Origin of the sequence: Microcystis wesenbergii FACHB-1317, assembly GCF_014696875.1 — a bacterium.
In the GTDB taxonomy this organism is placed as follows: Bacteria; Cyanobacteriota; Cyanobacteriia; order Cyanobacteriales; family Microcystaceae; genus Microcystis; species Microcystis wesenbergii_A.
Window position 1 is genome coordinate 1 of record NZ_JACJQV010000174.1, and the last position, 12,358, is coordinate 12,358.

At 42.0% G+C, this 12,358-nt stretch carries 10 protein-coding genes and 1 tRNA gene; 8 read left to right on the forward strand and 3 right to left on the reverse strand.

Features of this window, described 5'->3' with window-relative positions:
• Positions 1 to 208 precede the first annotated feature (208 nt).
• Together H6F92_RS16565 and H6F92_RS16570 are read left to right on the forward strand one after the other, a co-directional pair.
• Positions 209 to 946 (forward strand): glycosyltransferase, encoded by a 738-nt coding sequence (locus tag H6F92_RS16565; protein ID WP_190358757.1) that lies wholly within the window; start codon positions 209 to 211, stop codon positions 944 to 946.
• Positions 947 to 1,670: 724 nt separating this feature from the next.
• Positions 1,671 to 2,381, forward strand: coding sequence for a Uma2 family endonuclease (locus H6F92_RS16570; RefSeq protein WP_190358758.1), 711 nt, complete (start codon positions 1,671 to 1,673; stop codon positions 2,379 to 2,381).
• Between the two features lie 10 nt (positions 2,382 to 2,391).
• Here H6F92_RS16570 and sufR read toward each other — a convergent pair whose 3' ends face one another.
• Positions 2,392 to 3,030 (reverse strand): iron-sulfur cluster biosynthesis transcriptional regulator SufR, encoded by a 639-nt coding sequence (gene sufR / locus H6F92_RS16575; protein ID WP_190358759.1) that lies wholly within the window; start codon positions 3,028 to 3,030, stop codon positions 2,392 to 2,394.
• 223 nt (positions 3,031 to 3,253) lie between these two features.
• Here sufR and sufB point away from each other — a divergent pair, with 223 nt between their 5' ends.
• The 6 genes from sufB to H6F92_RS16605 all read left to right on the forward strand — a co-directional run bounded on the left by sufB (position 3,254) and on the right by H6F92_RS16605 (position 10,377).
• On the forward strand, positions 3,254 to 4,696 hold the full coding sequence (gene sufB / locus H6F92_RS16580; protein ID WP_036395285.1) for a Fe-S cluster assembly protein SufB: 1,443 nt from the start codon (positions 3,254 to 3,256) through the stop codon (positions 4,694 to 4,696).
• A 120-nt stretch (positions 4,697 to 4,816) separates the two neighbouring features.
• On the forward strand, positions 4,817 to 5,587 hold the full coding sequence (gene sufC / locus H6F92_RS16585; protein WP_002756123.1) for a Fe-S cluster assembly ATPase SufC: 771 nt from the start codon (positions 4,817 to 4,819) through the stop codon (positions 5,585 to 5,587).
• Between the two features lie 234 nt (positions 5,588 to 5,821).
• A complete protein-coding gene (gene sufD, locus H6F92_RS16590; RefSeq protein ID WP_190358760.1) occupies positions 5,822 to 7,147 on the forward strand; it encodes a Fe-S cluster assembly protein SufD in 1,326 nt (441 codons plus the stop codon).
• Between the two features lie 55 nt (positions 7,148 to 7,202).
• Positions 7,203 to 8,465 carry a SufS family cysteine desulfurase gene (locus H6F92_RS16595; RefSeq protein ID WP_190358761.1) on the forward strand — a complete coding sequence of 421 codons (1,263 nt, stop codon included), beginning with the start codon at positions 7,203 to 7,205 and terminating at the stop codon, positions 8,463 to 8,465.
• A gap of 33 nt (positions 8,466 to 8,498) precedes the next feature.
• A complete protein-coding gene (locus H6F92_RS16600) occupies positions 8,499 to 10,004 on the forward strand; it encodes an RluA family pseudouridine synthase (protein ID WP_190358762.1) in 1,506 nt (501 codons plus the stop codon).
• 300 nt (positions 10,005 to 10,304) lie between these two features.
• Positions 10,305 to 10,377, forward strand: a tRNA-Phe gene (locus H6F92_RS16605).
• Positions 10,378 to 10,720: 343 nt separating this feature from the next.
• Here the strand turns inward: H6F92_RS16605 and H6F92_RS16610 are convergent.
• Together H6F92_RS16610 and H6F92_RS16615 are read right to left on the reverse strand one after the other, a co-directional pair.
• Positions 10,721 to 11,215 (reverse strand): hypothetical protein, encoded by a 495-nt coding sequence (locus H6F92_RS16610; protein WP_190358763.1) that lies wholly within the window; start codon positions 11,213 to 11,215, stop codon positions 10,721 to 10,723.
• A gap of 363 nt (positions 11,216 to 11,578) precedes the next feature.
• Entirely contained in the window at positions 11,579 to 11,974 is a 396-nt protein-coding gene (locus H6F92_RS16615; RefSeq protein ID WP_045360213.1) for a helix-turn-helix domain-containing protein, read from the reverse strand.
• Between the last annotated feature and the right edge of the window lie 384 nt (positions 11,975 to 12,358).

Genomic DNA, 12,358 nt, shown 5'->3' on the forward strand with positions numbered 1-12,358 from the left:
ATAGCCTTGAATACAGGTTCCTTGTAGGTTCAAAAATTTGTCAAGTATCATAAGTAAAATAATCTCGTTTTTGGCTATTATATCAAATCTTAACTCGATTGTCTATCTTTTGGCATTAACCTGTTTGTGCCTTAAGTCCTTCCCTGTATGGATTTCAGCTACTTTTGAGCGTAGGTGCTCTCATCGAATTTTATTTTAAGTTAATTATTTGCATAACAATTCCCGAAGAGCCGATTATGACAATATCGAACATCTGATCGTTATTGATGGCAAGGAGAGAGAAGAGAAAGCCCAAAATATATTGAGCGAGATGCAATTAATTAAGCCAACGCATATCATGTCCTTGCCATATCCGACTGGAAAAAATAGGTACAACGGTCATCGAATTTATGGCTCATCATGCTATATTGCCAATGGCGATTACTTGATTTTTCTTGATGAAGATAACTGGTTTGAACCATTCCATGTATCTTCGTTAGTAGAATCGATACTGCAAGACCAATTAGATTGGGCCTATGCCCTGAGAAACATAGTCGATGAGCAGGGTCAATTTATTGCTCATGATGACTGTGAAAGTTTAGGTAAATGGCCTGCTTATAACGAGCAATATCACCATGTCGATACCAGTTGCTATTGTTTGAAAAAAGAAATAGCTGTTTTCTTATCGCCAATCTGGTATCGAAAATTTAGAGAGCCTGGATTGATGAGTCCTGATATGGCTCTCTGCAATATATTAGTTCAGGATTTTCCTAATTGTGATACAACGGGACTGTACTCAGTAAATTATAGAATTGGGGCGACGGAGCTATCTGTAAAGCCAGAATTTTTCTTGTATGGTAATTCGTTGATGGCGGCGAAATACCCCGATGGCTTTCCTGGGCGAAAAGCTTCATCTATCTCTGCGGTTGACAATACTTTTCTGGAGAATTTAAACTGGTTCTTTTAGAGTAGTTATGATACCAAATCCAGTTATTAAAGACTGATTATTTATTCCCCCAGGATGAGAGCATCTCAAACGCTATTGACAATTGGCCAATTTTGTGATCCGCTTGCTGTGTGAGCATTTCAAGTGATACCAGTCAATCAGAATAGTTACGAAATCGACCCTTTTGGTCGATTTTTGCTTAACAATTGAGATGGCAAATTCTACTCAAATATTCTTGAATCGCCCTCTGGGTAAGCAACTCACATAAAGTTCATTTTGTCAAGGATTGTTAAGATGCGCTTACCCTGTATTTCCCCTTTTGCCTCTTGCATGAGTGCCTGTCCTCATAAGTAGCCTATACTCAGCGGATTTAGTATGATATATAGCGCAAAATAATCCCTGTGAGCCTTGCTACACAAAGCCCACAGGAATTAAAAAAAGCAATTTTAAGAAAAAAGCTTTTTATATTGTTGGATTCCTTTCTCTTTAAGGGGTTAGGCTCATTTAAACTACTCATTTGCTATAACCAGTCGAGGAGAGCCTTTAAACTTACGTTACATCAATTTAATTGCCTCTACTGATTGGTCGCAACAGGAAGTCGGCAAAATTCAGGAAACTCTCGAAGAATTTCTGGAGCCAATTCAGTCACATTCTGAGAAAAGTAAAATCAGATTACTACTATATGCTACTGCCTATCTACAAGAACGAGCAACCGCGGTATCAACCTATCTGTGTTGGATAAACCATGACTATCGCTCAAAGCTTACCCCTAGTCGAGTCTCATGTAAACCCTGAGATAATCTTCCCAGAAGGCGAATTTTGGAGTGATGAACCACCCTGGGAAAGTAACCTACATCTACAACAAATTATTTTATTAATTCAGTGTTTAGAATGGTGGTGGCGCGAGCGAGAAGATTATTTTGCCGCCGGCAATTTAACCATTTATTACAGTCCTAACCAGAAAAAGTCAGAATTCTGCCGTGGTCCCGATTTTTTCGTCGTTTTGGGGACAAATCCCAATCCCAACCGCAGAAGTTGGGTAGTTTGGCGAGAAGAGGGCAAATATCCCAATTTAATTGTGGAAATTCTCTCCGATAGTACCGCCAAAGTTGACCGAGAGGAGAAAAAACAAATTTATCAAGATATATTTCGCACTCCCGATTATTTTTGGTTTGACCCAGAAAGCCTAGAATTTGCAGGATTTACTCTAATTAGCGGTCAATATCAACCGATTGCCCCCAATGCTCAGGGATGGCTCTGGAGTCAACAATTAGGCTTATATTTGGGTTTATCCGCCAATAAATTGCGCTATTTTACCCCCGAAGGGGAATTAGTACCTACTCCCGCAGAAGCGGCACAACAGGCAGAAACCCAAGTTGAACAGGAAAGGCATAAATCCGCAAAATTAGCGGCTAAACTGCGGGAATTGGGCATAAATCCCGAGGAAAATCTCTAATCTTTTTCTGTCAACCCTTGCACTTAATTAGATAACCACATCGTTGCTCACCTTGATTGATCCAGTGAGTCCGTTTGATCGTACAATCAGGCAGCAGCATGGCAAACATTTCTAATTCATGGCCACAGATACTGGGATAGGAACCGGCCACCTCAGCAATAGCGCAATGATGCTCGGCCAGGATATAACTATTTTCTGCTTCCAGTGCCACTAATTCTGCCATGTAACCCTCCTCTTGGCGAATTTCCAGCAATTTTCTCATTCTTTCCCCTAAAGACCCCTTGCCGAGGCGCAATTGATATTCTGCCGCTTTGCGTTGCCACTGTTTTTTGAGAATTTCCCCCACCTGTTGCTCTCCTACCGTCTCCACGAGAGTATTGAGGAAAGAAACGGCGAAATTATCGTAATTATGGGGAAAACGGCCACGACCTTGACGACTGAGACGATAAATGTGCTGGGGTCGTCCTATCTTATTTTGTACCGCAAAATATTCGATCAGTCCTTCCCCCTCCAAATCCTTAAGATGGCGGCGCGTCGCTTGCGGACTAATAGTTAACTCCTCAGCCAAGTCTTGGGCGGTAGATTGACCGTTTTTGAGCAAATATTGCAGAATATCGTCTTTCGTCGAGGCGGGTTGAGTCGTGGTCATGATACCAAAAACAGAGGCTTTAGCGTACAATTGCTGAGAGTCAAGAAGCGGCCAATTACCCCTACAGAGTAACTTGAATAACAGAGGTTTATCAGCATCCTCTGAAATTTTCCGTGACTTTGACAACAGCTTTGTTGTTAATCTATTATATAATCAATTTAAACAACTTTATTGTTGTTTAACTGCCTCCCCTGCCTACCGCGTAGAGAGAACACTAACCCCCATGAGTGCAACCACCGTTAAAAATCTCGTTAACCAACCCTACAAGTACGGTTTCATCACCGATATTGAATCGGAAACCATCCCCCGCGGTTTAAATGAGGAGATTATTCGCCTAATTTCAGCGAAAAAGAAGGAACCGGAATTCATGCTCGATTTTCGTCTCCGGGCCTACCATCAATGGCAAAAGATGACCGAACCCAGTTGGCCGCACGTTTCCTATCCTGCCATTGATTATCAAAATATTATCTACTACTCTGCACCCAAACAGAAAAAAGAAAAACTCAACAGTCTTGAAGAAGTTGACCCCACTTTAATCGAAACCTTTGAAAAATTAGGCATTCCCCTTTCGGAACAAAAACGCCTTTCTAACGTGGCCGTGGATGCTATCTTTGATAGCGTTTCTATCGCCACAACTTTTAAAGAAAAACTAGCAGAACAGGGGGTTATTTTCTGTTCTATTTCGGAAGCTTTACAGGAACATCCCGACTTGGTGCAGAAATATCTCGGTACTGTGGTTCCCGTGGGTGATAATTATTTTGCCGCTCTTAATTCTGCCGTTTTTAGCGATGGTTCCTTTGTTTTTATACCCAAAGGTGTCGTCTGTCCTATGGAATTGTCCACCTATTTTCGGATTAATAACGGTGAGACGGGACAATTTGAAAGAACTTTAATTGTCGCTGAAGAAGGGGCATCGGTAAGTTATTTAGAAGGTTGCACCGCTCCGATGTACGATAGTAATCAACTTCATGCCGCCGTCGTGGAATTAGTCGCCCTCGATAATGCGGATATTAAATATTCGACGGTACAAAATTGGTACGCTGGCGATGCCAATGGGAAGGGAGGTATTTACAATTTCGTCACTAAACGGGGTCTGTGTAAAGGAGTTAATTCTAAGATTTCTTGGACGCAGGTGGAAACTGGTTCGGCAATTACTTGGAAGTATCCCAGTTGTGTCTTAGTCGGCGATAATTCCGTCGGGGAATTCTACTCAATTGCCCTAACTAATAACAAACAACAGGCCGATACAGGTACGAAAATGATTCACATTGGCCGCAACACCAAGAGTACCATTATTTCTAAGGGAATTTCTGCGGGTAACTCCCAAAATAGTTATCGCGGTTTAGTGAAAATGGGACCGAAAGCCAAGGGAGCAAGAAATTACTCCCAGTGTGATTCTATGCTGATTGGAGATAATGCCGAAGCTAACACTTTTCCCTATATTCAGGTGGATAACAACAGTGCTAAGGTAGAACACGAAGCTTCTACTTCTAAAATCGGTGAAGACCAATTATTCTACTTCGCACAACGGGGTATTTCCGAAGAAGATGCTGTCTCTATGTTAGTCAGTGGTTTCTGTAAGGATGTCCTCAGTAAATTACCGATGGAATTCGCTGCTGAAGCTGATAAACTCCTCAGTCTCAAGCTAGAAGGAACCGTAGGTTAATCAGTAAAGTAGGGTGGGTTAGGCGATAGCCGTAACCCACCAAAAGCTAAGACAATTTATCCATCAATTGATGATTCGCCGTCAACCCCCAAAACTAATATTTTTGTTCAAAAACATCCCATGAGTGAAGTAATTTTATCGGTAAAAAATCTAACCGCTAGTATTGATGGAAATCAGATTCTTAAAGGAGTTAACCTCGAAATTAAAGCAGGTGAAACCCACGCAATTATGGGGCGCAATGGCTCAGGAAAAAGCACCTTTTCAAAAGTAATCGCTGGACATCCCGATTATGAAGTAACTGGGGGAGAAATAATTTATAAAGGCGAAAACCTTTTAGACAAAGAACCCGATGAACGAGCGCTTATGGGTATCTTTCTCGCTTTCCAATATCCCTTAGAAATCCCCGGCGTTAGTAACCTCGATTTTCTTCGCGTTGCCTACAATGCCCGACAAAAATATCTAGGCTCGGAAGAATTAGATAGTTTTGACTTTGAGGAATTAGTCGAGAAAAAACTAGAAGTTGTCCAGATGAATCCTAGCTTTCTTGGCAGAAGTTTAAACGAAGGTTTCTCCGGTGGTGAGAAAAAACGTAATGAAATCCTACAAATGGCTTTATTAGAACCTACTTTAGGAATTCTCGATGAAATTGACTCCGGTTTAGACATCGATGCTTTGCGAATTGTTGCCCAGGGAGTCAATCAATTAGCTACTCCCGATAACGCTTTTTTACTTATCACTCACTATCAGCGTCTGCTCAACTACATTGAACCCGATGTTATTCATGTTATGTACGATGGGCGCATTGTCACCAGTGGCGGTAAAGAATTAGCTCTCGAATTAGAAAGAACTGGCTACGATTTCCTCGACGAACAATTATTAGCCGTTAAGTAATCTAGCTATCAGTTATCAGTTATCAGTTATCAGTTATCAGTTATCAGTTATCAGTTATCAGTTATCAGTTATCAGTTATCAGTTATCAGTTATCAGTTATCAGTTATCAGTTATCAGGAGATGGCTTTTATTTATTCTTCCTACACCCCACACCCTACACCCCACACCCTACACCCCACACCCTACACCCCACACCCCACTACCCCACACCCCAACCCCCACCCCCTCCTACCAATGACAGCCATAATCACGAAACCTGAACAATCAGGAGAATTATTGTTAAAATTGTCTCGCGAAACGGTTCCCACTATCGATAACCGTAAAATTCTCGAATTAAGAGAATCGGGAGCCAGTAAAGCTCAAGAATTAGCCATCCCGGGCAGAAAAGACGAAGAATGGCAATTCACCGATTTAAGTCAACTCTGGGCGATCGATTTTTGCGCCCCCCAAACCGTTACAATCGATAAAAATGCCCTAGCTGTTTTTTTACTGCCCGAAGCCAAAAACAGCAGTTTAGTCTTCGTTAACGGCATTTATCAGCCTGAATTGTCCGATATCTCCGCTTTACCCCCCGGTGTCAGCGTCAGCAATCTTGCCAATGCACAAAAAGATGTTCTTGTCAACTATCTAGGGAAAGAAAAAACACCCGAATTTTTTACCGCACTCAACCAAGCTGGTTTAAGCGATGTCGCAGTAATTCACGTCACCGCTAACACCGTCGTCACAACCCCGATACATCTTTTATTTATCACCGTTGTGGAGGAAATTCCCCGCTTTTATCAGCCCCATAGCCTAATCGTGGCGGAAACGGGAGCCAGTGTCAATATTATCGAGAATTACGGGGCTTTAGCCGAATATTGCTCCGATTTACCTGTAAATTACTCTTATTTTACCAACGCTGTCACGGAAATTTACCTCGAAGCCAGCGCCGAGGTCATCCATACCAGAGTACAACGGGAATCGGGAGATGGTTTTCACATCGGACGCACGATAATTGAACAAGGGCGCGATAGCCGTTACACTCTCAACGAGATAAATCTAGGCGCTAAACTCTGCCGTCATAACCTCGATATCCTGCAAAAAGGAGAACAAACCGAGACAAATCTGCACGGATTAGCCATGATTACCGGACAACAAACCGCCGATACCCACAGCGCCATCTATCTCAACCATCCCCACGGCATCAGCAACCAACTGCATAAATGTATCGTTGATGGTAGCGCTCACGCTATCTTTAATGGTAAAGTGTTTGTTCCCAAGCCCGCCCAATTAACCAACGCCTCCCAGTTAAATCGGAATTTGTTAATTTCTAACAAGGCACGAGTCAACACCAAACCCGAATTACAAATTACCGCCGATAACGTCAAATGTTCCCACGGGGCAACCGTTAGCCAACTGGAAGCCGATGATTTATTCTATCTGCAAAGCCGGGGCTTAAGTGCCGACACTGCCCGCAGTTTGTTAATTGATGCTTTCTCGGCCGAGATTTTAGCTAAAATTCCTCTAGAATCCCTCCGCCAAAGATTGGGGCAATGCGTCGCCTGTCGCAGTGTGGAATAACTCTACCGGGGTGGGTGTCAACCTGCCCAAAGTACCCCTCTGACTCCTGACTAAAATGACAATTATCCAAGAAAAAACCCTCGCCCAAAAAGTCCGCGCCGATTTCCCTATCCTCCATCAAACCGTACACGATAAACCCCTTATCTATCTCGATAGTGCCGCCACTTCCCAAAAACCGATTCAAGTATTAGAAACCCTGCGAAACTATTACGAAAAAGATAACGCTAATGTGCATCGGGGGGCGCATACTTTAAGTGTCCGAGCAACGGAAGCCTACGAAGGGGCCAGAGATAAGGTGGCTAGGTTTATTAATGCCGCTTCTCGTCAGGAAATTGTCTATACTCGCAACGCCACGGAAGCGATTAATTTAGTCGCCTACAGTTGGGCATTAAATACCCTGAAAGCAGGGGATGAAATTATTCTCTCGGTGATGGAACACCACAGTAATTTAATCCCCTGGCAAATTGTCTGCCAAAAGACGGGGGCAGTGATTAAATATGTACAGTTAACCAGCGAAGAAAGCTTTGATTTAGAACAATATAAATCCTTGTTATCTGACAAAACTAAATTAGTTGCTGTCCTTCATGTCTCCAATACATTAGGCTGTATTAATCCCGTTGCCGAAATAGTCAGCCTTGCCCATCAAGTCGGGGCGAAAGTATTAATTGATGCCTGTCAAAGTGTCCCCCATTTAGCCATTGATGTGCAGTCCATAGATTGTGATTGGTTGGTGGCTAGTGGTCATAAAATGTGCGCCCCCACCGGCATTGGATTTTTGTACGGCAAAGAGGCTATTTTAGAGGCAATGCCGCCCTTTTTTGGTGGTGGTGAAATGATTGCGGAAGTCTATTTAGACCATTTTACCTGTGCCGAACTGCCCCACAAATTTGAAGCGGGAACCCCCGCTATCGGGGAAGCAATTGCTCTCGGTGCTGCGGTAGAATATTTAATCGGTTTAGGGATGGATAATATTCATGCCTACGAAGAAGAATTAACCGCCCATTTGTTCAAAAAATTAGGAGAAATTGAGGGGTTAAGAATTTACGGGCCGCCACCTAGTTTAACGGGCCAAGGTCGGGCTAGTTTAGCCGCCTTTAATGTGGAAGGGATTCATGCTAGTGATTTAGCCACTTTATTAGACCACGAAGGAATCGCTATTCGTTCTGGTCATCACTGTACCCAACCTCTACACCGCCTTTTTGATGCTTCTGGCAGCGCGCGGGCAAGTCTATATTTTTATAATACCCCAGAAGAAATCGATCGCTTTATTGTCGCCCTACAGGAAACTATCGATTTCTTTGCCAATTGTTTTTCTTAGGGGTATCTCTAGCCCCTTTCCTGTTCTTAAAGAGTGAAGGAAGTTACTTATTATTATCAAGGAATTTGTCCCGAAACGGGCGAGTTATTGCGCTTGCCCCGCACTCTTTTGGCTGAAAAAATTGCCCAAGATTTGATGACAACTATCACCAATCCTGAAGGCAAAATGTATGGCATTTTGTTAGGAGAAAATGCCGCTGGCGAAATAGAAATTTTAAAAGCTTTTTCTGGACAGGGAGAAGCTGCTGGCTGGGTTCCGTCCCTAGTGGGGAGAGAAAAAATTGTGCTGGAAGAAAAGCGAGTTTTGCAACTTTTAGAAACAATTAAACAGGAAATTATCAGCTTACAATCAATCCCAGAACATAATTTATATCGACTCAATCAAGCAAATTTTGAGCGCAAAATCCAAGCTTTACAGCAACAACATCAAAGCAATAAACAGGAACGAGATAGATTAAGAAATTTAGGAGATTTAAACTCAGAAGAATTGGAAAATTTAAATAATCTCAGTCGTCAAGAAAAAAGAGCAAGAAAGCAATTAAAACAGGAACAAAAACAAGTTTTAGAACCCTTAATTGATAAAATAAACGTAGCCAATCAGAGAATTATTGAACTTAAGCAACAGCGTAGGAAACTCTCCAAACAGTTACAGGAATTGCTGTATCAATCCTACTGTTTAAACAACTTTTCTGGACAATCTCTCTCCTTAGCTAAATTGATGGGCAGTAATTTGTTACCAACAGGAACAGGAGAATGTTGCGCCCCAAAATTATTAAATTATGCCGCTATGAAAGGATTAAAACCCATCGCTATGGCCGAATTTTGGTGGGGAGAATCGAATCGAGATAGAAAACAGGGAGAATTTTATGGCGCTTGTCAAGAAAGATGTCAACCTCTCATGGGTTTTTTACTTTCTGGTTTACGTTCATCCCTAGAAATTATCTATGAAGACGAGGGAATAATTGCTATTAATAAACCCGCGGGATTATTATCGGTAGCAGGACGTTATCAAGATAGTCAAGATGCCGTGGTTAATCGGTTTCGTAGTCAGGGAAAAAATCTCATTCCCGTTCATCGTTTAGACCGAGAAACTTCGGGTATATTATTACTAGCTAAAAGTTTAGATATTTATCGTTGTTTATCCCAACAATTTCAACGGCGACAAGTGGAGAAAATCTACGAAGCTATATTATCAGAAATTATTGAGCCAGAATCGGGTATAATTGACCTACCTCTCTGGGGAAATCCGCAAAATCGACCCTATCAAACTGTGGACTGGCAAAGGGGAAAAGCTAGTCAAACCTATTTTAAAGTTGTCGGTAAAGAAGGCAATTATTCTCGCATCGAATTTATTCCCTACACGGGAAGAACCCATCAAATTCGTGTTCATAGTCAAGCGGGATTAGGGATAGGAATTTTAGGCGATCGATTGTATAATGGTAAGCAGTCCGACCGTTTATACCTACACGCTAAACAATTATCTTTTCGTCATCCTCAGACCGAAACTAAACTTGATCTCATCATTCCCACCCCCTTTTGAGTGCTATAATTGCTAACAGCCAAAAATTAGCCATAATAACCCAATTTACTGACAAGGGTACAAGGTCAGCCAGAAAATAGATATGAGATCGTCCTTCAACCTATTTTGACTTCTCCTCCTCAATCCTGACGACCGACGACCGACTGACTCCTAACCCCACCAACAAACTTTTTCGGCCAACCCTAGGGTTGGCGTCATTTGGCTTAATTGATGACAGGCCCTAGTCGAGCAGAAAAATTTTTAGAAAAAAACCTTGCAATTATTTCGAGAGCGTGCTACATTAGGAAAGGACTGAAAAACGCCGAGATAGCTCAGTTGGTAGAGCAGAGGACTGAAAATCCTCGTGTCCGCGGTTCAAATCCGCGTCTTGGCATTGAGAAAACACTAAATACGGACAAAGTTTTGAGGTACACCACTAAATGTGAGGATGCCAAAAACGAGACTAAACTTAATTAGTCCAAATTTAGCCCATGTTTTCGGAGGTTAATTATGCCGATGGATAGCTTTATCTCAAATGTCGGGGTGAAGACCCTCGCTTTTAGAGACGGGATAAAACCCCGACATTTGAGATAAAAAAAACAAGTAATAGTAAGGGTTTTAAGGGTGATCGTCTGGGTGATCGAGGGGATGATCGAGGTATAACCCCGATCACCCGTTTGTTTGTACTAAAAAAAACCCCTCTCCTGTAGAGGGGTTGCGAGGTTGTTGGGTCAAATTTACGGGGCGCGTTTGGATTGAAACTTCGCACCGATAAGGCTTTTAAGGTGGTAAGCGTAAGCTGAGATAACTATAAAGCTAAAAAAAAAGATTTTTGCTTCTCGTTCCAGTTGTTCCTCAAGCTGGTAGTAATTATTTGGGTGTAAAGTCACTGTGGAAGACAAGGCTATGGCAAGGCAAAGGAAAAGAACCAACCATGAATATGCGCCCTCCCCTAAGCTTCTTAAGCTAGGTATCCATTTAGGAAATTTTGGGTTACGCTCTCCCCAAAGCCATTGATGGACGTGGGATAAAAGAAAAATAGGTATTAATACTCCAGTGATAGCTAACCATGTAAAGGCTCGATAGGAAGGTTCTTGTATAAATAGACTGGCCAAAAAATTAAAGGGAACGATCGTTATTCTCATGATCAACATGATCGGGATCATCGAGATCATTAAAATTAGGGCTTGTAGCCACGATTTAGGACGGGGGAACCATTTAGGATAAGACATACCTTTTTTTGACCACAACAACGATAACAACAATTTTAGGTGATGGTTTCCCGATAGCGTAACAAAATTTAACACTTAGAGATCATCGGGTAGGTCTTGCCATTCTAACCCCACCTTCCACATCTCTCGCTGTAGGGCTTTGACTTGTGCAACCGAAAACATGGGCTTATTAACATCTCCCCGTTCTAAAGAGACGGGGAGATGTCAAATTTTGTCCTTTTTAAAGAGGTCGAGTCTCGTGCGCTCTAGTTCCTTTCAGCGAGCGATACTGGGTTCTAGTCATAGCTGGATTTGAAGCTGCTTCCTCAAGCGAGATCAGGTTTTTCTCGTCTACGTCCCGAATTTTATCCTTTGTATTCTTGTCTAAGTTTTTGTACTCTTTCCGTATCTTTTTCGGGAGGGTGTAGAGTTTTTTGGGCGAGTCATTTTCAAGCGTTCAGTCATTCTTGCCACTGTCGCTACACTTAAAACTATACCAGTTCTTTCCAAGAATAGGTCCGATAGTTCGGCTAGAGTTGCGTCATTATTTGCTTCAATTAACTCGCCGAGGGCGACCATTTGTTCTGGCGTGAGTTTTAAATGACGTCCACATCGATAAGTTTTCGGTCGAATATCTCCCGTTTCCCGAGATTGTTTCAAAAGCTTTTGGACGAAACTTAAGGTTACGCAGAATCTTTTCGCTAATTGACGCTGGGAGATCGGCTCGTTATAATAACAGTCTAGAATTTTTTGACGGAACTCTACTGGATAGGATTTCATTTTTTGTGCAATTTAGCTATCGATAACATTATACTTCATATTTGTGAAAAAAGCTCTATATTTGACTGAGCATTGACATTCAGTCTTACTGCTTGAGCTACAGTATTTTCTCCCAGAAAAGCAACGCCGAGTGTTATTAATCCAAAAACTAGCACATTTTGTTAACTGGAAATTAAATAAACCATGCAGAGAGAAAATATCTGGTATAATGCAACTCCTGAGAGGATTTTTGGCTCTTCTGGTTTCTGTGGGGAAACGAGGTCTATACTGATAAGCTTTTACGCATTTAAGTTACATTGACAGCATTACCCTTATTTTTAAGTTTTCTACTCCATTTAATAATCAATCCCCCTTCATTTAAAAGCTGATTGACTACTTTTTCCA